Consider the following 22,223-nt stretch of genomic DNA (forward strand, 5'->3'; position numbering starts at 1 on the left):
GGGGGGACGGGGATGCGGCTCAGCCGCCGGACGGCCCGGACGGCCCGGACGGCCCGGGAGCGCCGAGCCCGGCCGCCACCCGCTCGGCGGCGCGCAGCACGGTCCGCTGGTCGGCCGGGCGGACCCCGCCGTCCTCGGCGCGGGTCCACTCCACCCTGACGATCAGGTTGCTGACGCGGAGCCAGACGCTGCAGACGGTGCGGGAGATGTTCGTACCCTCCCTGGCGTAGTCCCGGGCGAACGCCTCCTCGCCCACGCCGGGCAGCGCGCGGACCCGGGACCTGGTCTGGCGGCCGAACGCGGTGTCGCCGCCCGCCTCGGAGTCGGTCTCCCGCCGCATGCCCTCGAAGAGCAGCCGCGCCGCCTCGGGCGCGGGAGTCTCGCCGTGCGGGGGCACGGCCTGCGTCTGCACGCTGATCCAGCGGTAGGGGACGCCCCCCTTCAGGTAGTTCCACGTGCACTCGTCCACCTTGGTCATCCTCGGATCGGTGACCTGGCCGACCAGTTCGCGGACCTGCTCGACGGTGAGCAGGTCGCAGGCCTCCGGCGCGGCGGCGAACCGTCCCCGGTCCGGCCCGTCGCCCGGCGACACGACCGTGCTCCAGGCGATCGCCGCGCCGGCGACCGCGGAGACCGCCACCACGGCGGCGGCGACCCGGAGCCGGCGGCGCCGGCCCGCCCTCGCGGGGACGGCCGGGGCTCCGTGCGGGGCGGCCGGGGCTCCGTGCGGGACGGTCAGGACCTCGTGCGGGACGGCCGGGGCTCCGTGCGGGACGGCCGGGGCTCCGTGCGGGACGGCCGGGGCCTCGTGCGAGGCGGCCGGGGCGACCGGCGCGGTGGCGGCGGAGCGGTAGGAGGTCGTGGCGGCGATCCGGTCGAGGACCTGCCGGACCGCCGCGGGGGCGGGGCGCCGGGCCGGGTCCTTGGCGAGCATGGCGAGCAGGAGCCCGCCGAGCTCGGGCCCGGCCAGGACGGGTGCGGGCGGGTCGTGCATCAGCACCGCGGCGGCGACGGCGGCGGGATGGTCGCGGCGGAAGGGAGCGTGCCCCTCCACCGCCGCGTACAGCGTCGCCCCCAGCGCCCACAGGTCGGACTGCGGCCCGGCCGGCTCCTCCCGGAGACGCTCGGGGGCGGTGTACCCGGCGGAACCGGCCTGGTCGGCCAGGCTCTGCTCGCCGGTCATCGGCGCCGCGATGCCGAAGTCGGCGAGCACCGCCGTACCGTCCCGCTCGACCAGGACGTTGCCCGGTTTGACGTCGCGGTGCAGCATGCCGTGCGCGTGCGCGGCCTCCAGCGCGGCCAGGACCCGCAGCCCGATCGCGGCGACCCGGGGCGCGGGGAGCGGGCCCCGCTCGACCAGCCGGTCCAGGGAGACGCCGTCGATCAGGTCCATCACGATCCACGGCAGGCCGCCGTCGGTCACCACGTCGTGGACCATGACGATGGCCGGGTGGTTCACCCGGGCGGCGGCCCTGGCCTCGGCGATCGCCCGCTCGGCGAACCCGGCGCCGCCGCGCAGCTCCTTGACCGCGACGTCGCGGCGGAGCGTCTCGTCACGCGCCCGCCAGACCGTGCCCGCGCCGCCCTCGCCGAGCCGCTCCAGCAGCCGGTACCGGCCGGCCAGGGTGCGGCCGGTCACTTCAGGTCCCGCAGCGACGCCTCGCCCTGCCGCGCCACCGCCAGCGCGCCGTTCCTGACGTCGTCGTCGGTGGGCCGGGAGGAGCGCGTGGAGTACTGGGCCTCGACGACGAGGTCGAGGAACCGGAAGGTCACGATGCTCGAGTGCGTCCGGCCGCCGGAAGAGGTCAGATCGTAGGCGAAGGCCTCCTCGCCCAGGCCCGGCACCGTACGGCGGGCGGTCCGCTCGGCGGTCGCCCCGCTGACGCCGATCTCCTTCCACTCCCAGGTGACCTGGGACGCCTTGGCGTGCTCCCTGCCCAGGTTGGCGAAGAGCGCGCGCGCCGACTCCGGGGTCAGTCCCCACGGCTGCGGGGTGTCGCTGTCGGTGATCGGGATCAGCGCGATCCCGGTGTCCCCGGTGGTCCAGGCGCAGCCGCCGTCGTCCGGCCGTCCGGCCGGAGGCTCGGCGGTGCCCATGATCTGGCGGACCTGCTCGGCGGTGAGCAGTTTGCAGAAGTCCACGGGCTCGTCGAACGAAGTGCGCTCGCCCGGCCCGGTGGTGAGCGCCAGCGCCGCTCCCGCTCCCGCGCCCGCGACGCAGGCGACGGCCGCCACGGCCGCCCAGAGGCGGAGTCCGCCCCGGCGCTTCACCGGAGCAGCCCCGGAGGCGTCCGGCTCGGCACCGGGACCGTGCGGGGAGTGCGGGCCGGGTCCGTGCGGGGGCTGCGGGCCGTACCCGTGGGGGGACGGCGGTCCCGGGGCGTAAGGGGGCTGCGGGCCGTACCCGTGCGGGGGCTGCGGGCCCGGCCCGGGACGGTGCGGGGCGGGGTGACCGTGGGCCTGCGGAACCGGGTGACCGTGGGCCTGCGGGGAGGGGAGGCCGTGCACCTGCTCGTGCGGGCGCGGCGGCGGGGGGAGGACGGGCGGCGGCGGGGACGGGACCTGGGGGGCGTGCCCGGCGGCGACCTGGGCGAGCAGCCCGCGCAGGGTCTGCGCGTCCGGGCGCTGCGCGGCGTGGCGGGCCATCATCGCCGTCAGGACCGGGCCGAGCGCGCCGGACCGGTGCGGCGGCCTGATCCGGCCGGAGAGCGTCGCGCTCAGCCGCACCATGGCCTCGCCCTCGATGGCGGGGACGCCCTCGGCCCCGAGGTACAGGGTGGCGCCGAGCGACCACAGGTCCGAGGCCGGCCCGCCCGGCTCGCCGTCGAGCCGCTCCGGGGCGATGAACCCGGGCGACCCGATGAGCAGGTCGGCCTGGGTCAGCGTCGTGTCACCGGCGAACCGGGCGATGCCGAAGTCGGTCAGGACGACCCGCCCCGAGTCGGTCAGGAAGACGTTGCCCGGTTTGACGTCGCGGTGCTGGATGCCGCGGGCGTGCGCGGCGTCCAGCCCGTCGAGGAGCTGCGCGCCGAGCGCGGCCGCCTGCTCGGGTGCGAGCGGTCCCCGCTCCTTGACGAACTCGGCGAGGGTGCGGCCGCGCAGCAGCTCCATGACGATCCACGGCTTGCCGTCGTGCACCGCCACGTCGTGCACGGCGACGACCGCCGGATGGCGCAGCTGCGCGGTGGCCTGCGCCTCCCGTACGGCGCGCGCGACCGCCTCGGCGCGCTGGGCCTCGCTCATCCCGGGAGGCGGCGTCAGCTCCTTGACCGCCACCTCGCGGTCGAGCATCTCGTCCCTGGCCAGCCACACGGTGCCCATCCCGCCGCTGCCCAACCGGTGCAGCAGTCGGTAGCGCGTCGTGAAGTCGTCCCCGTCCGGCATAGCGGGAGGATAGCGGACTCACTTCTTGTATCCGTCATGTCGCACCACGTCAGGTGCGGAACACGCCGAAGGCGCGGTGGCGGTGGACGTCCGGAGTTGACCTCTACCTCGGTCGAGGTTGCAGGGTCGGGGGTGACACGGACGAGACGAAGGAGTCTGGGATGAAGGTGGCGGCGTTCTCCGAGTTCGGCGGCCCCGAGGTGCTGCGGACCATGGAGGTGGAGACCCCGCGGGCGGGCGGCGGCCAGGTGCGCGTCCGGGTGCGGGCGGCGGGCGTGCAGCCCTTCGACGTGGCGGTGCGGCAGGGCTGGACCCCGCCCGGGGTCTCCGGCGGTCTGCCCCGGGTGCCGGGGAACGAGTTCGCCGGGGTGGTCGACCAGGTGGGCGCCGGGGTGACCGGGTTCGCGCCGGGCGACGAGGTGCTCGGCTTCGACCTGCTGGGCTGCTACGCCGAGTACGTCGTGGTCCCGGCGGAGAACGTCACGCCCAAGCCGGCGGGCATGTCGTGGGAGGTGGCGGGCGGCTTCACCGCCGGGACCCAGACCGCCCACATCGCGCTGGAGCAGCTGGGCGCGGGCGAGGGCGACACGCTCCTGGTCCACGCCGCCGCCGGCGCGGTCGGCACCGCCGCGGTGCAGCTCGCCCGGTCGCGCGGCGCCGTCGTCATCGGCACCGCGCGCCAGGAGAACCACGACTACCTGCGCTCCCTCGGCGCCGTCCCCGTGGCGTACGGCGAGGGCCTGGAGGAGCGGGTCCGCGCGGCGGCCCCCGGCGGGGTGGACGCGGTCCTGGACGGGGCGGGGGGCGAGGCGCTCGACGTCTCGCTGCGGCTGGTGGAGCCCGATCGGATCGTCACCCTGGTCGAGCACGGCCGCGCCGCCGGACTGGGCGTGCAGACGACCCGGGGCGTCCGACTGGCCTCCCGGCTGGCGGAGCTCGCCGAGCTGCACGTCCGGGGCGCCCTGGCCTGGCACGTCCGCCGGGCCTACCCGCTGGAGCGGGCCGCCGAGGCCCACCGCGAGGTCGAGGCGCGGCACGGGCGGGGCAAGGTGGTCCTGACCGTGAGCTGAGGGCGGGAGGGTGGCCCCCGAAGGAAATTCTTAGTAAGGTTTCCTATTAATAACGTGCTATCCGTCGGCCGTTGGACATGCTCTACCTCCATTTCCCCCCAATCAGGAGGCGTCCACGTGTACGTGCGACCCAAGGCGGCCACCGGGGCCGCCGCCCTCATGCTCGGATCCCTGCTGGCCGTGATCCCCACCACCCCCGCGCAGGCCCACGGATCCATGTCGAACCCGCCCAGCCGCGCCTACGTCTGCAAGACCGAGGGCCCGGACAACCCCAAGTCCGCCGCGTGCAAGGCCGCCGTCGCGGCCGGCGGGACCCAGGCGTTCTACGACTGGCACGAGGTGTCCCGGCTCGACGCCGGCGGACGGCACCGCGAGATCATCCCGGACGGCCAGCTCTGCGGCGCCGGGCGGGACAAGTACCGCGGGCTGAACCTCGCCCGCACCGACTGGCCCGCGACCCGGGTCAGCCCCGGGCCGCTGACGATCACGTACCACGCGACCGCGCCGCACGCGAACAGCAACTTCGAGTTCTACATCACCAAGCCGGGCTGGAACCCGTCCCAGCCGCTGCGCTGGTCGGACCTGGAGCACATCAGGACCTTCAACAACCAGAACCCCGCCACCTACACCAACTGGACGATCAACCTCCCGCAGCGGAGCGGCCGCGCCCTGATCTACTCGATCTGGCAGCGGGTGGTCGGCAGCGAGGAGGCCTTCTACACCTGCAGCGACGTCGACTTCGGCGGCGGTTCCAACCCCTCCCCGACGCCCACCCCGACCGTGACCCCCACGGTCACGCCCACCCCCACGCCGACCGCCACCCCGACGCCCACCCCGACCTCGCAGCCGGGCGGCACCTGGGCGCCCGGCACCGCCTACGCGGCGGGCGCCCGGGTGACCTACGGCGGGGCGACCTACCAGTGCCGGCAGGCGCACACCTCCCTGACGGGCTGGGAACCGCCGAACGTCCCGGCCCTCTGGCAGCGTCTCTGATCCGACCGCCATGACGCGACCCCGTACGGAGTGCGGAGCGCGGCGCGTCCCACCGGCCCTCCCGGTGGCCCTGCTCGCCGTCGCGGCCCTCGTGGCCGTCGCCGGCTGCGGTGCCCCCGAGGGCCGGTGGGCGCGGGAGGCGGCGGCCGAGCGGGCGGCCGCGACCGGCGCCGTCCGGGGCTTCAACTCCGCCGACGTGATGTTCCTGCAGATGATGGTGGTCCACAACGGCCAGGGCGTCGAGCTGGCCCGGCTGGCGCGCGGCCGGGAGGTCCGCGAGGAGGTCGGCACCCTGGCGGCGGCGATCGCCACGACGCAGGAGGCCGAGACGGCCGCCATGGCGGGCAGGCTGCGCGACTGGGGCCAGCCGCCGACCGCGCCGCCCGACGAGCACGCCGCGCACGGCGGGATGCCGGAGACGGCCGCGCGCGAGATCGCCTCGGTCGCGGACGCGGCCCCCGCCGACTTCGAGCGGACCTTCCTCAACATGATGATCGCCCACCAGGACGACGCGGCGCAGCTGGCCAGGGCGGAGGCCGTCGCCGGGCTGCATCCCGAGGTCAGGGCGCTGGCCGGGCGGATCGACGCCTCCCGCACGGCGCAGGTCGAGCGGATGCTGGCGCTGCTCGGCGACTGAGGCCGTACCTCCCGCGGGCACGGCGGGAATGCGGCGCGGGACATCGGGTAGGCGGGCCGTATGCCACAGGAACAGAGCAGCACGCCGCCGCCCCAGACCCAGCCCTACCCCGGGGAGAGCGGGGCGATGACACCCGAGCCCAGGGACGAGATGCGCGACTACGCCGGCCGCGACCTCCTCGCCGGCAAGCGCGCCCTGATCACCGGGGGCGACTCCGGCATCGGGCGGGCCGTGGCGGTCGCGTTCGCCAAGGAGGGCGCCGACGTCGCCATCGCCTACCTGGACGAGCACGAGGACGCCGAGCACACCAAGGGCCTCGTCGAGAAGGAGGGGCGGCGCTGCGTGCTGCTCCCGGGCGACCTGGCGAGCGCCGCGCACTGCCGGCAGGTGGTCGAGTCGGCCGTCTCCGCACTCGGCGGCCTCGACGTGCTGGTCAACAACGTCGCCACGCAGGCGCCGGTGGAGTCGCTGGAGGAGCTCTCCGACTCCCAGTGGGAGCGCACGTTCGCCGTCAACATCCACAGCTACTTCTGGGTGACCAAGGCGGCCCTCGCGCACATGCCCGACGGGAGCGCCATCGTCAACACCTCCTCGATCAACGGACTGCGCGGGAACAAGACCCTGATCGACTACTCCGCGACCAAGGGGGCGATCAACGCCCTGACCTACTCGCTCGCGCAGACCCTGGTCGAGCGGCGCATCAGGGTGAACGCGGTGGCGCCGGGGCCGGTCTGGACGCCGCTGATCCCCGCGACCTTCCCGGAGGAGAAGGTCGGCAAGTTCGGCGAGCAGGTGCCGATGAAGCGCCCCGCCCAGCCCGACGAGATCGCGCCGTCGTACGTCTTCTTCGCCTCCGACCGGCTCTCCTCCTACTACACCGGGGAGGTCCTGGCTCCGATCGGCGGCGAGACGCTGCCGGGATGAGCCGGCGGCGTGCTCCGGGCCGTTCGGTGGCCCGTCCGGTGGGCCGTCCGGCGCCCGCGGGGCGGGCCGGAGCGCAGGGCGGGGTACGGGCTCACCGGTCGGCGGGGTACGGGGTCACCGGCCGCCGAGCGAGGCGAGCACCGAGGAGGCCACCTCCGCGGGTTCGGCCGCCGACACGTCGAAGGTCAGGTCCGCCACCTCGGCGAAGAACGGCCCCCTGCGGGCCCGCTGCTTGGCGAGCATCACGTCGAGGTCGGGCTCGAAGTGCGGGCGGTGCCCGCCGGAGAGCATCCGCTCGGCGAGGACCTCCGCCGGGGCGTCCAGCCAGACCACCAGCGCGGAGGCCAGCGCCGCCCGGCAGGCCGGGTCCTCCACCACGCTCGCGGCCGCGGCGATCACCGGGGGCGGCTGCTCGGCGAGGGACTCGCGCAGGTGCTCGGCCTCCCGGCGGTGCAGCTCCTCCACGCCCTCCCGCTCGGCCGTCTGGGCCGCCGTGGCGCCGCCGTACCGGGCGGAGAGGTCAGGGTCGCTGTCGCGCAGCTCGCGGCCCAGCTCCGCGGCCAGGATGCGGGCCACGGAGGACTTGCCCGCGCCCATCAGGCCCGTCACGACGATCGGACGGTTGAATTTCACGGCGGCCTCCGAGGTCAACGTTTGAGATCCGTGTGGGGGATAGGTGAAGTGGCGTTGGCACGAAGGAGGGAAATCCCATGACCATCGCAGGCGGAATCATCCTCATCATGCTCGGCGCCATCTTCACATGGGCGGTCGAATTCGATCTCGCGGGGTTCGACATCAACATCCTCGGCGTCATCCTGATGCTGGGCGGCCTGGTCTGGCTGCTGATCGCCATCTACCGGATGAACGTCGCCCGCAGGGCCATCGCGCCCACCACGGTGGTCGTCGAGGAGGACCCGGTGACCCACCGGCGCGTCTACGAGGAGCGTCACTACGACGACCCGCCGGTCGTGTGAGATTCCCGCAACGTGAGACGGAGGACGGACATTGAGCACTCTCGTATCCCGAGGCGTGGGGACCGCAGGCGGAATGCTCGGCGGCCTCGTCGCCGGCGCCATCTTCAAGCAGGTCTGGAAGCTGGCCGCGGGCAAGGACGACGCGCCGCAGGCCACGTCCGAGGAGTACGGCTGGGGCGAGATCCTCGTCGCGGCGGCCGTGCAGGGCGCGATCTACGGCATGGTCAAGGCGGCGATCGACCGCTCCGCGTCCCGGAGCCTGCACCAGGCCACCGGGAAGTAGGGCCGCCGGCACGGCCCGCGCGAGATCCCCGGCCCCCAGGAGGGTGCCGGGGCTTCCGTGTGCCCGCGGCGGGACCCCGGCTCCAGGACGGCGCCGGGGCTTTCGCCTGCCCGGGACCGGCCCGGTACGGCCTCCGGTCGATCTCCCGGTCCGTTTGCCCTCCGGCATCGCGGGAAGGCGAGCTGTTCTGAGGGCGAAAGGAGTTCGATCATGGAGGCTCCGCAGTACGTCGCCGCGCGGGTGCAACAGGCGCTGGCGGAGGACGAACGCACCACCGAACTCGGCATCCGGGTGGACGTCAGAGGAGAGCAGCTCTTCCTGCGCGGCCAGGTGACCTCCGAGGAACGCCGCGATCTGATCGCCGGCGTGGCGGAGGAGGCGGCTCCCGGACTGGCGGTCCGCAACGAGCTCACCGTGGCGGACATCCGGGAACCGGGAGGGGAGGAGAAGCTGTGAGCAAGCTGCGCATCGCGGCGGTCGGTGACGTGCACCTGGGCGAGGACGTCCGGGGCCGCTACCGCGAGCATCTCGCCGGCATCGAGGACAAGGCCGACGTGCTGCTACTGGCCGGAGACCTGACCCGGCACGGCACACTGGAGGAGGGCCAGGTGGTGGCGGACGAGTTCCGCGACCTGCCCATCCCGGTGGTCGCCGTGCTCGGCAACCACGACCACCACTCCGACCGGCCCGCGGAGATCGCGGCTCTGCTGCGCGACGCCGGGATCATGGTGCTCCACGACGACGCGGTCGTCCTCGACATCGGCGGGACACGGCTCGGCGTGGTCGGAGGCAAGGGGTTCGGCGGCGGGTTCGCCGGCAAGTGCGCCAGCGAGTTCGGTGAGCCGGAGATCAAGGCGTTCGTGAACCACACGAAGCGGATCGCGGACCGCTGGCGGCGCGCGCTCAAGGAGACCGAGGCCGACGTGCGCGTCGTCCTGTCGCACTACTCGCCGGTCAACGACACGCTGGAGGGCGAGCCGCTGGAGATCTACCCTTTCCTGGGCAGCTACCTGCTGGCCGAGGCCGTGGACGCCGAGGGCGCCGACCTGATCGTGCACGGCCACGCGCACAAGGGGACCGAGAAGGGCATGACGCCCGGCGGGATCCGGGTGCGCAACGTGGCGCTGCCGGTGCTGGGCCGGGCCTACGCGGTCTACTGCCACGACGGCGACGGCCAGTGCTGAGACGCCACGACGGCGGTGGGCGATGGTGAGATGCCGCGACGGCGGCCGATGCCGAGAAGCCGGCCGCCGCGGGCGTCGCCGGGACCGCTGAGCCGACGTCGGCAGCGGTCCCGGGAACGCAGGCCCCGGGAAGGTCCCCGGGGGCGCGGCGGTCCCGGGGACCGGTGGGAAGCGGACACGGACACGGACCGGGGCCGGTGGGAAACGAAAGCGGACCGGGACCGGTGGGAAGCGGACACGGAAGCGGGCCGGGTGGGAACCCGGCCCGCTAGGTCTTGTGATCCGAACTCTGTGACGGGACTTCGATGCGGTGGTGTCGGCGGGCCATGGCCCGCGTCAGACGTTGAAGATGCTCACACCCCCCGGGCCGACCAGGAAGCCGAGCACGATGAGCACGATCCCCCAGAGGAGGTCGCGGCGGGCCAGGATCACGTAGATCCCGGAGATGACCAGTACGACTGCGATGATCCAGAGCAAGGTAGCCATGAAAGGCGACTGCCCCAAGGAATCGTCAGCTAACGTCCTTCTCCCGGTAAAGATCGATCATCGGCTGGATGAACCACAACCAGGCGCTGAGCAGCCCCACCGCCGCGCCGAAGACCGCCGCCGGCCAGCCAGGGATCACCGTCTCCGTGACGAGCGCGACCGCGCTCGTCATCGCGACGGCGAGCGCGATCGCGCCGACGATGCCGAGCTCGTTGGCGCGGTGCAGCATCCTCTCCTTCAGTCCCGTGCGGAACAGCAGGCGGTGCTGGGCGGCCGGCGTGATGAAGCAGACCGAGGCGAAGGCCGAACTGAGCAGCGAGATGAAGAAAAGCCAGCGGCCGAGGGTGTCCACCTTCTCGAAACCGGCGGAGAAGGGCAGCGTCAGCAGGAAGGCGAAAAGGACCTGCACCCCGGTGACCGCGACGCGCAGGCCCTGGAGCAGCTCGGTCAACTCGCGGTCAACGCGCTCCTTGTGACTCTCACCCGGCGCGGGGGGTTCTGTACGGACTTCTTCAGGTTGAATCATCAAAGTCCATTACCCGGGCTTACCCAGGTCATACCTGGGGACTACCGGCCGGTCCAGGGGGTAGCCACTCGTTTATGGGAAGCCACAGCCATGAGGTCACCGACGCCATTCTGGAGACGTTGAAGCGATCGAGCAGTGCGCTCAAAGACGCCGGTGTCCGCTTCGCGCTTGCCGGCGGATGCGCCGCCTACGCGCGCGGGGCCGCACCCTCGCTGCACGACGTCGACTTCGTCCTGCCGCAGGAGGACGTGCCGACCGCCCTGGAGGCACTGAGCGAACTGGGCTTCACCACGGCCAAACCGCCGGAGGACTGGCTGGTCAAAGCCTACGACGAGGGCCGGTTGGTGGACCTGATCTTCCGGATCGCCGACAACGCGGTCACCCCCGCCCTGCTGGAGCGGGCCGAGCCGCTGAAGGCCTCCGCGGTGATCGTCCCCGTCCTGGAGGCGACCGACCTGGTGATCTCGTGGCTGCTGCCGCTCTCGGAGCACGCCTGCGACTACGGCTCCCTGCTGCCGCAGGTCCGGGCGCTGCGCGAGCAGGTCGACTGGAACCGGGTGGCGGCGGTCGTCCGGGACTCGCCGTACGCTTCGACCTTCCTGGTCCTGCTGGAGCGGCTGGGCGTGGTCTCCGACCCCGTCGACTCGGAGGGCGATCCGGCCTGGCCTTGAGCACGGGAACGCCGGGGCCCCAGGGGGCACGGGAAAACGCCGGAGCGCCGGGAAGCGTCAGCACCGCCGCACTCCGTACATGTCGCGTGATGTACGGACCACCAGGCGGAGTCCTGTAGTCTTTTCCTGGTCAAGCGCCGCTAGCTCAGTTGGTTAGAGCAGCTGACTCTTAATCAGCGGGTCCGGGGTTCGAGTCCCTGGCGGCGCACCGGCGGAGAGCCCGGGTCACAGGTGACCCGGGCTCTTTCCTTTCCTCTCCGTGGGAGGACTGCCGCCGGGAGCGGCGGCGGGCGGCCGGGCCGCGGCGAGGTCCGCCTACCCAAGCAATGCGTGGAGTTTTCCGGGATCAGACCCGGCTCGGGTTACGCTGGGCCGGGGGTCACGATATGAGAGCATTCGTCTGCGTGCTGGCGTTGACCATGGCGGCCGCCGGTTGCGGTTCCGGACCGGAGGGCGCCCCGGCGCAGGCGTCGCCGCCGGTCCCGGCGGCGGGGACGGCGGTGAACCCGGCCCGGCCGGACGAGGCGAAGCCGGACGGGGCCGGGAAGGACCGGACTCCGGACCGGACGCCGGGCGGGTCTCCTGACGGGTCCTCCGCGGGCGGGGCCGAGGTGAGCCCGGAGCAGCACCGGATCCTGACCGGCCAGTGCCGGTACGCCGACACGGCCGGGCTGCGGGAGGAGTGCCTGGCGGCCGTCCGGCGCGACTACCGGGTGGGGCGGGAGAAGCGCGACCTGGACTGCCGGACGTACTCCGGCGTCACCGTGTGCGGCCGGCTCCCGCTCAGCGAGCGGGAGCGCGGGTGCGTCGAGAAGTGGGTGACGGGCGGGCTGACGCAGCGCAGGGCCGAGGTGGAGTGCTACGTCTTCTCCTGAACCTCCGATCTCCTCGCCCCCTCCGGGCTCTCCGGGTTCCCCGGACCGGACGGCCGGACGGCTTCTCCTGCGGCGATCGTGATAGGAGGGCCCGCCGGGGGGCAGTTGACCGTGAACGCCGATCGCCCACCCCCGGAGGGATCACGATATGACGATCAATCCGCTGCCCCTGTGCCGGACCTGCGGGGCCATGGTCGAGCACCCCGGACGCCACCGGGAGTGGCACGAGGCCCTCGAACGCCTGGTCCCCGGCCTGGAGGCCGAGCTGGAGAGGTCGCACGGGGCCGAGGACCCCGGCCACCACAACCACACCTTCTGAGACCTGCCCTCTCCGGCGTCTCCGGTCCGTCCCGGAGTCTCCGGTCCGTCCGGTCGCGACGGAGTTCAGGCCCCGCCCCGGCCGACCGGGACGGGCACCGTGTCGTCGGTCCGCCAGGAGAGCTCGTCGACCACGTCGACGACCCCGTCGAGGTTGCGGGTCACGCGGACGGCAGCGGCGGCCTGGCTGCGCGTCTCCAGCTCGCCGGAGATCGTCACGACCCCCTCCCGGGCGGTGATCCGCACGGACTCCGGATCCGCCCAGAGGTTCCGCACGATGACGTCGTCGCGGACGCGGCGTTCGATCTCGGCGTCACTGCGCACGAACACGCGGATCACGTCGCGGCGGCTGACGATGCCGACCAGGGTGCCGTCGGAGGCGACCACGGGGAGCCGCTTGACGCCGTGCCGGTCCATCATGCGGGCGACCAGCACGATGGAGGAGTCGGGGGTGGTGACGACGGCGGGGGAGGTCATCAGCTCCTCGGCCGTGTCCCCGGCCGCCCTGCGCTCGACGTCGCCGTCCTCGGCCAGGCGGTGGCGGAGCCGGGTGCGCAGCGGCGGGCGGTACGCCTCGCCGTAGTAGCGCTCCTTGAACTCCTCCTTGCGGAGCAGGTCGGCCTCGGACACGACGCCGACCACCCGCTGCTCGGCGTCCACGACCGGGACGCCGCTCACGCTCCGGTCGATGAGGAGTGCGGCGATCGTGTGGAAGGGCGCGTTCGCCCGCACGGCCGCGACCTCGGCGGTCATGACGTCCTTGACGGTCATCTTCACGGTGAGCCTCCGGTGGGGCGTCGGGGGAAGCGCGGGCGGGCCGGTCTCCGCCGGCCCGCCCGCGCGGCTCCGCGGTTCGGTGCGGTCGTCCCGGCCGGATCCGCCTCCCGGCCCGGGATCTCCCGCTCCTCCATTCCACCGCCGGGCGGGTCCGGCGAGGAGGGGGCGGAGGTCCCCGGCGGCAGGGTCTTTCGGCCACCGTCCGGCGGCGGACGGGGCTCGATCACGCCGACGCCCTCCGCGGCCGGGACGAACGGCGGGACCTGTCCGACCGGCCGCTCGCCCCGGCCGGGGAGGGGAGGGGAGGGGAGCGGGGACGAAGAGCCCGACCCGCCGGGACCGGGGACCCGGCCCCGGGAGGGCGTACCGGAGGGCTAGCCCGTGCGGCGGTCCTGCGGCGCCGCCGGCCGGGCCAGGCCGTACATCAGCGTGTCGATGACGAGGGTGGCGAGGGCGTCGGGATCGGTGGCCCGGACGGCGCAGGCGGTCCCGGCGTCCCGGCCGGCGTGGTGCGCGGCCTCGCCCAGCAGGGCGAGGTACGCCTGCCTGGCCCAGGCGGTGTCGATGTCCGGCGGCAGCAGGCCGGACTCCACGGCCCTGGCGAAGACCGTCTCGCAGTTCGCCATCACGGCGGCGTGGACGGCCTGCGCCCGCGGGCTGAGCGGGATCGGGCGGGCCAGCGTGAAGCGCCAGCCCGGCTTGATCTGCAGGATGTTCGCGGTGGCCTGGTGCAGGGCGACCAGCGGGGGCGCGGTCTGCGGGCGGGCGGCCTCGACGGCCTGCTCGATCTCGCGCCAGGCGGTGACCTCCATCGTCTCGAGCAGCGCCTCGCGGCTGGCGAACCTGCGGTGGACGGTCGCCCGCGCCACCCCCGCCGCCTCGGCGATCTGCTCCATGGTGGCGGCCGGATTGGCGCCGAGCAGGTCCTCGGCCGCTCTCATGATCGCTTTGATGCTGCGTTCGGCGTCCGCCCGCAACGGCCTGCCTGCTGTACCGCTCATGCGAAGACGCTACAACCTCGCTCGACTCCATCGAGTAAGTGAGACCATCTGTTGCAGATAGAGATTTATCTGATACGTTCCTTCTCATGAAGTCGCAGAACACCACCGCCCTGGTCACCGGCGCCTCCTCCGGCATCGGCGCCGAGTTCGCCCGTCAACTGGCCGCCCGCGGCCACCACCTCGTGCTGGTCGCCCGCTCGACGCCCGCCCTGGAGGCGCTGGCCGACGAGTTGCGGGGCGCCTACGGAGTCCGGGCGGAGGTCGTCGCGCAGGACCTGTCCGCGCCCGACGCCGCCACGCGGGTCGCCGAGGCGCTCGCCGCGCGGGAGATCACGGTCGACCTGCTGGTCAACAACGCGGGCTTCGGCACGGCGGGACGTTTCGAGGGCATCGCGGCCGAGCGCGAGCACGATGAGCTCATGGTCAACGTCGTGGCCCTGGTGGGGCTGACCCACGCCTTCCTGCCAGGGATGCTCTCGCGGGGCTCCGGAGCGGTGGTGAACGTGGGATCGACCGCGGGCTTCAACATCACCCCCTACTTCGCGACGTACGGGGCCTCCAAGACCTTCGTCCTCAACTTCAGCCTCGCCCTGTGGAGCGAGATGCGCGGCACCGGGGTGAAGGTGCTGGCCGTCGCACCGGGCCCGGTCGAGACGGCGTTCTTCGACAGGATCGGCACGCGGAAGGCGGCGATCGGGGCGAAGATGAGCACGCCGGAGCAGGTCGTCACCGCGGCGCTGCGCGCGCTCGACCGCGACCGCGGCTACGTGGTGCCGGGCCTCGGCAACTTCGCGGTGTCCCACCTGATGCCGAGGCGGCCCCGCAAGCTCGTCGCGATGATCGGCCGGATGGTCACCCGGCAGGTGGCCGACGAGCTCACGCCCGCCACGGCACGGTGACCCCTCCCGCGCCGGGCGCATCGTGGTGCTCCCTCTCGTCCGGACCCCTCTCCCGTCCTTCGCCGTCACCGCGGAAAGTGGAGCGGAAGTTCCTTGCCTGACAGGGCCGACGGCCTGACCTGACGAGAGGACCCGAAGACCGGAACAGCCGGTATCCGCTTTTCCCTGCGGGGTTGCGGGAAAGATTTCCGCCTTCGCTATCACCGCTTTTCGGGCCTGTCATTCGATGCTCGAAAAGAATCGTTCCAACGGTCGATGTGATGCGTATCACATATGAGATTTCCTATGAATTCTGCGTTTTTGGTGGCTGTTAACTCCTTGCGTGACCATGGGATCCATGGTGCTGGAGTGCTCCGGAAGAACGCGGTGCATCGGGTCGGTGACGCTCCGGTGGATTGACCCGTCCTGTCATCCCGATCAACATCCCTGGTGATCGTTCTTTCCTCTGCTCTCTGACGTTTCCCGACCCTGCCGCCGGGGTCTGCGTCAGCGTGCCTCGGAGAAGGGCTCGGGATGCGGATCCGGCGCGTGCGCGTGTGGCTGACGGCTGCGGTGATCGCACTGACGATGTCACTGCTGATCTCCGGGGTGGGAGTCCCCGAGGACCTGATGCGGCGGGCCGCCGCCGCAGCCCCGGACGAGTCGGCTCCCGAGCCGTCGGTCGACGGCCGCGCCGTTCCGGATGCAAAGGTGGACAAGGGCGCCGAGGAGAAGGACCCGAAGGTCACGCCCAAGCCGCCGGTCTGGCCCAAGGCCGGGAGCGCAGAGGTGCGGGCGGGCGCCGGCCTGGAGCGGGCCGCGGACCTGCCGGTCCGGATCGCCGCAGCGGACAAGGCCGCGGCGGTCGGCACGGTGAGGGTGGAGACGCTGGCCCCGGAGGCGGTCCGGAAACTGGGCGGCGTCGGGGTGGCGGCCCGCATCGAGCGGGCCGACGGCTCGGCCGCGGCGGGAAAGGTGCGGGCGGAGTTCTCCTACGCGGGCTTCCGGGACGCCTTCGGCGGCAACTTCGCCTCCCGGCTGCGCCTGCTGCGCCTGCCCGCCTGCGCGCTGACGACGCCGCGGCCGAAGGGCTGCGTGGTGCGCCCGCAGCCCGTCGCCGCCCGCAACGACCTCAAGAAGGGCGTGCTGGTCGCCGAGGTGGAGATCGGCAGGCCCGCCCCCGCCAAGGTCCCGGCGCCGCCGAAGGGTGACGCCAAGGCCGCCGCGCGCGCCGAGGCGCAGGCCGTTGCGGCCGAGCAGTCGGCGGCCGGGTCGGTGTTCGTGATGGCGGGCGGGATGACCGGCCCGGACGGCAACTTCGGCGCCACCGACCTCAAGCCGTCGGGCACCTGGCAGGCCGGCACCTCCGGCGGATCGTTCAGCTACGACTACCCGCTGCCGGAGGCGCCGTCCCCGGTCGGCAACGGGCCCGGCCTGTCGCTGGGCTACGACGCTTCCTCCGTCGACGGGCAGGGAGACTGGACCAACAACCAGTCCGGTGTGGTGGGTGCGGGCTGGGAGCTGAACACCGGGTTCATCGAGCGAAAGTACCGGCGCTGCACGGTCGACAACTACTACGACTGGGAGACCGCCGAGCTGACCTGGTACGCCGAGGAGCTCGGGACGGCCGGGCGGGCGGTGTGCTGGGAGTCGCCGGACGAGAACGACAATGATGCGGCGACCAACGACTACACCCAGTCGGATCTGGTGCTCAACGTGGGCGGCCGCTCGGCTGCGATCGTCAAGGACCGCACGTCGGGCGCGTGGAAGACGGTGCCGGACTTCGGCTGGAAGATCGAGCAGGTCTCCGGCGGCGCGGACGGCCAGCCGTACTGGAAGGTGACCTCCTCCGAAGGCCAGGTGTCGCGGTTCGGCTACCGCCGCGACGCCCAGTGGCAGCTGCCGTACATCGCCAACCAGCGGGGCGAGCCGTGCTGGGAGCGGTACTTCACCGACGCCGATCCGCCGACCTGTACCGGGGTGTGGCGCTGGAATCTGGACCAGTCGATCGACGCCAACGAGAACGTCATCGACTACACCTACGCGCCGGAGACCAACTACTTCTGCCTGCCCTCCTGCTACCACGAGACCTACCGGGTGATGCCGTACGACCGGGGCGGGGTGCTGGCCAAGGTCGAGTGGGGCCACAACACCCAGGTGGCCGGCAGCACGCCGACCACGCGCACGGTCTTCACCACCGCCGACCGCGGCGGGGTGGACGTGCCGGGCGATCTGCTGTGCACGACCGCGCAGGGCTGCGCCAACGACGCGCTGGCGTTCTACTCCACCCGCAAACTCGTCTCGGTGCAGACCGAGGCGGCCGGCCCGGACGGCGGCTGGGAGGCGGTCACCCGCCTGGACTTCGAGCACGAGTGGGTCTACACGCGCACCGACTTCGGCGCGCCGTACGACCCGGTGCTCTGGCTGGATTCGGTGCGGCAGACCGGCCTGGCGGGAGGGGATCCGATCACGCTGCCGGCGACCGGCTTCGACGCGGTGATGCTGGCCGGGAAGATGGTCTACGACGACATGTCCGACTGGACGGACCTGCTGTCGTGGCGGATGGTGCCGCGCATCGCCGCCATCGCCAACGGCATGGGCGGTCGCATCGAGGTCGCCTACGGCCAGGCCGATCCGTGCTCGGGCGGCAAGGGCCGCGACGGCAGCGACTACTTCGCCGACAAGGTCGGCGACTGCTACGAGATCGACGCGTCCATCGAGGGCAACGAGGCCTGGACCCGCTACTTCAAGCAACTCGCGACGAAGGTGACCGAACGCGACCTCGTGGCGGGCTCGCCGGACATGGTGCACAGCTACGAGTACCTCGACGGTCCCGGCTGGGCGAACCCGGTGGAGTACACCGAGCCGGGCCTATCCCCGCCGTCCACGGACTGGCGCGGCTACGGCACCGTGCGCACCACGCGCGGCTCTGGATCCGACCCGAACGGCTACACCGTCACCTCCGACACGTTCCTGCGGGGCATCGGAGGCACGGTGACGACCTTCGAGGGCGGCACCGTCACCGACACCCGCGCCCTGCAGGGGCAGGTGCTGCAGGAGCAGACCTGGAAGCTCACCTCGCTCAGCCCGCGCACCTTCGCCGAGGTCGAATCGACCCGCTACGAGTACACGGTGGTGGCCACCGGCACCGGGCCCGGCGTGCAGGACCCGGCGTTCGTCCACCGCACCAAGGAACGCACCCGGGAGCAGGTGAGCGGCGGCGGCTGGCGCTGGACCGAGTCACTCACCGCCTACAACGCCGACGGCCTGCCGTCGAAGGTCAACGACTACGGCGACACCTCCACGGCCGCCGATAACGTCTGCACCGCCACCGCCTACGCCCGCAACACCGCCTCCGGGCAGTGGTTCACCAGCCTGCCCTCGACCGTCGAGACCCGCTCCGGCGACGACTGCGCCGCCGGGACGGTGCTGGGCAGGAGCGTCACGCTCTACGACGGCGGCACCGACCCGGCCACCAACACGCCCAGCGACGGCAACGCCACCGAGACCCGCAGCCATTTCAGTGCCACCGGCGTATCGACCGCCAAGGCCACGTTCGACGACTACGGCCGCCCGCTGACCTCCACCGACCCGGCCGGCAAGACCACCACGACCGCCTACAGCCCGGCGGTGGGCTGGCCGCACGCCGGCGCCACCGTCACCAACCCGCTCGGCCACACCGTCACCACCCGCTCCTCGCACCTGAGCGGCCTGCCCGCGATGCTGACCGACGCAGGCGGCAGGCGCTACGAGATCGACTACGACGCGCTGGGCCGCACCACCGCCCTGTGGGGACCGGGCGAGCCGCGCAGCGGCGGCACCCCGAGCGCGACCGTCACCTACGACGTCCCCGGCGACACCCCCGCCCGGACCACCATGCGCAAGCTGCTGTCGGGCACCGGGGATGAGGCGAAATACCTGACCACCCACTCCTACGACGACGGCCTGGGCCGCACCCGCGAGACGCAGGCGGCCTCCCCGGCGGGCGGCCGGATCGTCACCGCCACCGTCTACGACGCCCGCGGCCTGACCCGGGCCGTCACCCAGCCGATCCACAACACCGGTGATCCTGGCAGCCGCCTGCTCAACCCGGCCCTCTCCAGCGTGCCGCAGTGGACCGAGACGCTGTACGACACCCTGCAGCGGCCGGTCGCGGTCATCGACCGCCACCTGGCCGACGAGCTGCGCCGCACCACGACCGCCTACCCGGGCGCCGACCGCACCGAGGTCACCCCACCGGTCGGAGGCAAGACCGTCACGGTCACGGACGCGGCCGACCGCACCGTTCGCACCGAGGAGTGGCAAGACGCCTTGGTGCACCACGACACCCACTACGGCTACGACGCCTCCGGCCGACTGAACAAGATCACCGATGCGAACGGCAACGTGCGCACCTTCACCTACGACTGGCAGGGCCGCCGCACCGCCTCCACCGACCCCGACTCCGGCACCGGCAGCACCGGCTACGACGCGGCGGGCCGGATCACCTGGACCGTGGACGGAGGCGGCACCAAGCTCTCCTACACCTACGACGACCTCGGCCGGCGCACCGCTCAGTGGATCGGCGAGCCCGGCACCGGGACCAAGGCCGCCGAGTGGGTCTACGACACCGTCGCCAAGGGCCGGCTGAGCTCGGCCACCCGCTATGTCGGCGGCCACGCCTACACCGACGCCATCACCGGCTACGATCACGCCTACCGGCCGACCGGCACCAAACTCACCATCCCGGCCGCCGAAGGCGCCCTGGCCGGCGAGTACGTCTTCGCTGCGGCCTACGACCGGGCCGGTAACCCGACTGAGCAGACCATGCCCGCCGCCGGCGGTCTGATGGCCGAAACCCTCGCGCTGTCCTACACCGACCTGGGCCTACCCAAGGCCATGACCTCCGACCACGGCGGCGGCACCACCTACGTCAAGGACACGCTCTACTCCGCCACCGCCCGGCCGGCCGAGCGCTCCTACGGCACGAACGGCCAGGTCAAGCGGACCTTCACCTGGGATGAGGCGACCGGTTGGCTGTCACGGCTGACCACCACGGCCCAGACCGGTACCCGTGAAGCCGCCACCGCGCAAGACGACCGCTACACCTACAGCCTCGGCGGGCAGATCACCCGCACCCTGGACGCCGCCTCCGCGATCCCCGGCATCCACGACGGCCAGTCCGAATGCTTCACCTACGACGGCCTGGAGCGGTTGACCAAGGCGTTCACCACCACCGGCTCCTCGTGCGTGGCCGAACCCGACGACCAGGGCCCCGACCCCTATGCCCAGTCCTACGCCTATGACGCGGTCGGCAACCTCACCAGCCTGACCGACGGCGGAGCCACCGCCACCTACGGCTACGCCGCCGCAGGACCCGCGACGGTGCGGCCCAACGCCGTCACCTCCATCACCCGCCTCGGCCGCACCGACACCTACGGCTACGACGACGCAGGGCAGCTGACCCACCGCACCGTCGACGGCAAACAGGGCACCTTCACCTGGAACCCGCTCGGCCAGCTGGACAAAGCCGTCATCGACGGCGCCGAGACCTCCATGGTCTACGACGCCGACGGCGAACGCCTGATCCGCCGCGACCCTGACGGCGCCCGCACCCTGTATCTCGGCGGCATGGAGGTGAAGTCGGCCGGCGACCAGGTGATGGCCACCCGCTACTACACTGGCCCCGACGGCTCGACCGTCGCGATGCGCGACGCCTCCGGGGTCAAGTGGCTGGCCTCGGGCCTGCACGGCTCGACGCAGCTGGCCATTGACGACGCCACAGGCCAGATCGCTCGCGAGCGCTACCTGCCCTACGGCCAGCGCCGCGGCGCCGACGACCTGCCCTTCACCGACCGCGGCTTCCTCGGCAAGACCGAGGACGCCTCCACCGGCCTGACGTATCTGTCGGCCCGCTACTACGACCCGGCCATCGCCCGGTTCGTCTCCACCGACCCGCTGCTCAACCTCGACCGACCCCAGTGGATCAACCCCTACGGCTACGCCGGCAACAACCCGATCGGCGCCTCCGACCCCACTGGGCTGCGGCCCGACACCCCCACCGGCAAGGCCGACCCGTGCGCCAAGCCCGGCAGTCGGGCCTGCAAGCTCCAGCGCAAGCAGCAGGCCGAAGCGGCCGCCAACGCCGCCAGAGCCGAGGTCGACCGGCAGTTCAAACTGATGCTCGACGCGATCATGGCACTGGCCAAGATCGCCGCCGACGAGCTCGGCATCACCGCCGGCATCCAGTGCTTCACCAGCGGCAACGCCGGCGCGTGCGGGGAGACGGCGCTTAACATCCTGGGCTCACTGGCCGGGGGCCTGGCCGGCAAGCTGGCCACTAAATACGCCCTGCCGTGGAAGTGGAAGAAGGCCTACGAGCTCGGCAAGAAGATCTGGAAACACGCCGGCGACGCGATCGGCGCCTTCAAGAACTGGATCGCGGCCAAGGACCGGCTCAAGATCGCCGACAAGGCCCGGGAAGCGGCGCAGCGAGCATATGCGGCCTGTAGCAGTAAGCGGCCGAACAGCTTCGTGCCCGGCACCAAGGTGGTGATGGCCGACGGCACCGCGAAACCCATCGAACAGGTCAAGGTCGGCGACCAGGTCCTCGCCACCGATCCGGAGACCGGAAAGACGCAGGCCAAACCCGTCACCGCGCTCATCACCGGCGAGGGCGCCAAGAACCTCGTAAAGATCACCATCGACACCGACGGGAGCAAGGGCGGGGTGGTCGGTACGATCACTGCCACCGACGAGCATCCCTTCTGGACCGTCGATCAGCAGGGCTGGGTGCAGGCCACCAGGCTTCAACCCGGGACTTGGCTCCAGACCAGCGCCGGAGTTCGTGTCCAGATCACCGCCGTGGCCAGATGGACGGCCGGCGAGCAGCGGACCCGAAACCTTACCGTGGGAGATCTCCACACATACCATGTGGAGGTCGGTGAGGTGGATGTTCTCGTTCACAACGCTGGCTGTTGGTCGACAATCTACGAGAAGGCCAGTGATCTCGCTGCAAAGTACAAGGAGGGGCAGTCAACTCGAGATCCGGCATCGCAGTGGTATCACGAAGAGCTGAGTGACGAAGAGCTCTTGAAGGCGATCAACGATGCCGCAGATGGAGACGGAATTGTCATCTCGCGTAATGGGAAAATTCTTGGAGGTCATCACCGTTGGGACGAACTCCTGCGAAGAATTAGAGATGGGCGTATCGACCCGAATAAGAGAATTCGTATCGACGTCTATGGCGGGGAATAGTGTTCT

20 protein-coding genes and 1 tRNA gene are annotated in these 22,223 nt (G+C 72.2%); 14 read left to right on the forward strand and 7 right to left on the reverse strand.

Annotated features, from left to right (window positions below):
• Positions 1 to 19: 19 nt before the first annotated feature.
• Both IEZ06_RS36590 and IEZ06_RS24220 read right to left on the reverse strand, forming a co-directional pair.
• Positions 20 to 1,639, reverse strand: a complete 1,620-nt coding sequence (locus tag IEZ06_RS36590; protein ID WP_203872152.1) for a serine/threonine-protein kinase — start codon at positions 1,637 to 1,639, stop codon at positions 20 to 22.
• Positions 1,636 to 3,384 (reverse strand): serine/threonine-protein kinase, encoded by a 1,749-nt coding sequence (locus tag IEZ06_RS24220; protein WP_189238980.1) that lies wholly within the window; start codon positions 3,382 to 3,384, stop codon positions 1,636 to 1,638. The genes IEZ06_RS36590 and IEZ06_RS24220 overlap by 4 nt, the downstream gene beginning before the upstream one ends.
• Positions 3,385 to 3,545: 161 nt before the next feature.
• On the opposite strand from IEZ06_RS24220, the gene IEZ06_RS24225 reads away from it, so the two are divergent.
• From IEZ06_RS24225 to IEZ06_RS24240, 4 genes are all read left to right on the forward strand, one after another.
• Positions 3,546 to 4,454 carry an NADP-dependent oxidoreductase gene (locus tag IEZ06_RS24225; protein WP_189238981.1) on the forward strand — a complete coding sequence of 303 codons (909 nt, stop codon included), beginning with the start codon at positions 3,546 to 3,548 and terminating at the stop codon, positions 4,452 to 4,454.
• Positions 4,455 to 4,571: 117 nt separating this feature from the next.
• A complete protein-coding gene (locus IEZ06_RS24230; protein ID WP_229798611.1) occupies positions 4,572 to 5,447 on the forward strand; it encodes a lytic polysaccharide monooxygenase auxiliary activity family 9 protein in 876 nt (291 codons plus the stop codon).
• Between the two features lie 10 nt (positions 5,448 to 5,457).
• Entirely contained in the window at positions 5,458 to 6,084 is a 627-nt protein-coding gene (locus tag IEZ06_RS24235) for a DUF305 domain-containing protein (protein WP_189238982.1), read from the forward strand.
• A 60-nt stretch (positions 6,085 to 6,144) separates the two neighbouring features.
• Positions 6,145 to 7,008, forward strand: a complete 864-nt coding sequence (locus tag IEZ06_RS24240; RefSeq protein ID WP_068897503.1) for an SDR family oxidoreductase — start codon at positions 6,145 to 6,147, stop codon at positions 7,006 to 7,008.
• Between the two features lie 114 nt (positions 7,009 to 7,122).
• Here IEZ06_RS24240 and IEZ06_RS24245 read toward each other — a convergent pair whose 3' ends face one another.
• A complete protein-coding gene (locus tag IEZ06_RS24245) occupies positions 7,123 to 7,641 on the reverse strand; it encodes a shikimate kinase (RefSeq protein ID WP_203872153.1) in 519 nt (172 codons plus the stop codon).
• 77 nt (positions 7,642 to 7,718) lie between these two features.
• Between IEZ06_RS24245 and IEZ06_RS24250 the strand changes: the two genes are divergently transcribed.
• From IEZ06_RS24250 to IEZ06_RS24265, 4 genes are all read left to right on the forward strand, one after another.
• On the forward strand, positions 7,719 to 7,982 hold the full coding sequence (locus IEZ06_RS24250) for a DUF6458 family protein (RefSeq protein WP_068897502.1): 264 nt from the start codon (positions 7,719 to 7,721) through the stop codon (positions 7,980 to 7,982).
• Between the two features lie 31 nt (positions 7,983 to 8,013).
• Positions 8,014 to 8,265 (forward strand): DUF4235 domain-containing protein, encoded by a 252-nt coding sequence (locus IEZ06_RS24255; protein WP_189238983.1) that lies wholly within the window; start codon positions 8,014 to 8,016, stop codon positions 8,263 to 8,265.
• A gap of 210 nt (positions 8,266 to 8,475) precedes the next feature.
• Entirely contained in the window at positions 8,476 to 8,721 is a 246-nt protein-coding gene (locus IEZ06_RS24260; protein ID WP_068897500.1) for a BON domain-containing protein, read from the forward strand.
• Positions 8,718 to 9,449, forward strand: a complete 732-nt coding sequence (locus IEZ06_RS24265; protein WP_196469708.1) for a metallophosphoesterase family protein — start codon at positions 8,718 to 8,720, stop codon at positions 9,447 to 9,449. Before IEZ06_RS24260 ends, IEZ06_RS24265 begins: the two co-directional genes overlap by 4 nt.
• Positions 9,450 to 9,785: 336 nt before the next feature.
• Here IEZ06_RS24265 and IEZ06_RS24270 read toward each other — a convergent pair whose 3' ends face one another.
• Positions 9,786 to 9,935 (reverse strand): GPGG-motif small membrane protein, encoded by a 150-nt coding sequence (locus tag IEZ06_RS24270; protein WP_184719841.1) that lies wholly within the window; start codon positions 9,933 to 9,935, stop codon positions 9,786 to 9,788.
• 25 nt (positions 9,936 to 9,960) lie between these two features.
• Positions 9,961 to 10,461 carry a DUF6328 family protein gene (locus tag IEZ06_RS24275; protein WP_189238984.1) on the reverse strand — a complete coding sequence of 167 codons (501 nt, stop codon included), beginning with the start codon at positions 10,459 to 10,461 and terminating at the stop codon, positions 9,961 to 9,963.
• Positions 10,462 to 10,580: 119 nt separating this feature from the next.
• On the opposite strand from IEZ06_RS24275, the gene IEZ06_RS24280 reads away from it, so the two are divergent.
• The 4 genes from IEZ06_RS24280 to IEZ06_RS24295 all read left to right on the forward strand — a co-directional run bounded on the left by IEZ06_RS24280 (position 10,581) and on the right by IEZ06_RS24295 (position 12,326).
• The gene (locus tag IEZ06_RS24280) at positions 10,581 to 11,132 is read left to right on the forward strand and encodes a nucleotidyltransferase family protein (protein ID WP_229798613.1); all 552 of its coding nucleotides are present in this window, start codon (positions 10,581 to 10,583) and stop codon (positions 11,130 to 11,132) included.
• A gap of 134 nt (positions 11,133 to 11,266) precedes the next feature.
• A tRNA-Lys gene (locus IEZ06_RS24285) sits at positions 11,267 to 11,340 on the forward strand.
• Between the two features lie 178 nt (positions 11,341 to 11,518).
• The gene (locus IEZ06_RS36595; RefSeq protein WP_229798614.1) at positions 11,519 to 12,007 is read left to right on the forward strand and encodes a hypothetical protein; all 489 of its coding nucleotides are present in this window, start codon (positions 11,519 to 11,521) and stop codon (positions 12,005 to 12,007) included.
• A gap of 148 nt (positions 12,008 to 12,155) precedes the next feature.
• Positions 12,156 to 12,326: a hypothetical protein gene (locus IEZ06_RS24295; protein ID WP_189238986.1), complete on the forward strand. Its 171-nt coding sequence runs from the start codon at positions 12,156 to 12,158 to the stop codon at positions 12,324 to 12,326.
• Between the two features lie 65 nt (positions 12,327 to 12,391).
• On the opposite strand, the gene IEZ06_RS24300 is transcribed toward IEZ06_RS24295, so the two are convergent.
• Together IEZ06_RS24300 and IEZ06_RS24305 are read right to left on the reverse strand one after the other, a co-directional pair.
• Entirely contained in the window at positions 12,392 to 13,096 is a 705-nt protein-coding gene (locus IEZ06_RS24300; protein ID WP_189239019.1) for a CBS domain-containing protein, read from the reverse strand.
• Between the two features lie 380 nt (positions 13,097 to 13,476).
• The gene (locus IEZ06_RS24305) at positions 13,477 to 14,103 is read right to left on the reverse strand and encodes a TetR/AcrR family transcriptional regulator (RefSeq protein WP_189238987.1); all 627 of its coding nucleotides are present in this window, start codon (positions 14,101 to 14,103) and stop codon (positions 13,477 to 13,479) included.
• An 86-nt stretch (positions 14,104 to 14,189) separates the two neighbouring features.
• Between IEZ06_RS24305 and IEZ06_RS24310 the strand changes: the two genes are divergently transcribed.
• Both IEZ06_RS24310 and IEZ06_RS24315 read left to right on the forward strand, forming a co-directional pair.
• On the forward strand, positions 14,190 to 15,002 hold the full coding sequence (locus IEZ06_RS24310; protein WP_189238988.1) for an SDR family NAD(P)-dependent oxidoreductase: 813 nt from the start codon (positions 14,190 to 14,192) through the stop codon (positions 15,000 to 15,002).
• 513 nt (positions 15,003 to 15,515) lie between these two features.
• A complete protein-coding gene (locus IEZ06_RS24315) occupies positions 15,516 to 22,217 on the forward strand; it encodes an RHS repeat-associated core domain-containing protein (RefSeq protein ID WP_203872154.1) in 6,702 nt (2,233 codons plus the stop codon).
• The last annotated feature ends 6 nt before the right edge of the window (positions 22,218 to 22,223 follow it).

The sequence above is a fragment of the Planomonospora antibiotica genome (assembly GCF_014647955.1).
GTDB classification, from domain to species: domain Bacteria; phylum Actinomycetota; class Actinomycetes; order Streptosporangiales; family Streptosporangiaceae; genus Planomonospora; species Planomonospora parontospora.

Excerpts from the sequence above, each read along its gene's own strand:
- IEZ06_RS24220 (WP_189238980.1), bottom strand. The coding sequence starts at position 3,384 with ATGCCGGACGGGGACGACTTCACGACGCGCTACCGACTGCTGCACCGG.
- IEZ06_RS24225 (WP_189238981.1), top strand. The coding sequence starts at position 3,546 with ATGAAGGTGGCGGCGTTCTCCGAGTTCGGCGGCCCCGAGGTGCTGCGG.
- IEZ06_RS24235 (WP_189238982.1), top strand. The coding sequence starts at position 5,458 with ATGACGCGACCCCGTACGGAGTGCGGAGCGCGGCGCGTCCCACCGGCC.
- IEZ06_RS24240 (WP_068897503.1), top strand. The coding sequence starts at position 6,145 with ATGCCACAGGAACAGAGCAGCACGCCGCCGCCCCAGACCCAGCCCTAC.
- IEZ06_RS24250 (WP_068897502.1), top strand. The coding sequence starts at position 7,719 with ATGACCATCGCAGGCGGAATCATCCTCATCATGCTCGGCGCCATCTTC.
- IEZ06_RS24260 (WP_068897500.1), top strand. The coding sequence starts at position 8,476 with ATGGAGGCTCCGCAGTACGTCGCCGCGCGGGTGCAACAGGCGCTGGCG.
- IEZ06_RS24270 (WP_184719841.1), bottom strand. The coding sequence starts at position 9,935 with ATGGCTACCTTGCTCTGGATCATCGCAGTCGTACTGGTCATCTCCGGG.
- IEZ06_RS24275 (WP_189238984.1), bottom strand. The coding sequence starts at position 10,461 with ATGATTCAACCTGAAGAAGTCCGTACAGAACCCCCCGCGCCGGGTGAG.
- IEZ06_RS36595 (WP_229798614.1), top strand. The coding sequence starts at position 11,519 with ATGAGAGCATTCGTCTGCGTGCTGGCGTTGACCATGGCGGCCGCCGGT.
- IEZ06_RS24295 (WP_189238986.1), top strand. The coding sequence starts at position 12,156 with ATGACGATCAATCCGCTGCCCCTGTGCCGGACCTGCGGGGCCATGGTC.
- IEZ06_RS24300 (WP_189239019.1), bottom strand. The coding sequence starts at position 13,096 with ATGACCGTCAAGGACGTCATGACCGCCGAGGTCGCGGCCGTGCGGGCG.
- IEZ06_RS24305 (WP_189238987.1), bottom strand. The coding sequence starts at position 14,103 with ATGAGCGGTACAGCAGGCAGGCCGTTGCGGGCGGACGCCGAACGCAGC.
- IEZ06_RS24310 (WP_189238988.1), top strand. The coding sequence starts at position 14,190 with ATGAAGTCGCAGAACACCACCGCCCTGGTCACCGGCGCCTCCTCCGGC.
- IEZ06_RS24315 (WP_203872154.1), top strand. The coding sequence starts at position 15,516 with ATGCGGATCCGGCGCGTGCGCGTGTGGCTGACGGCTGCGGTGATCGCA.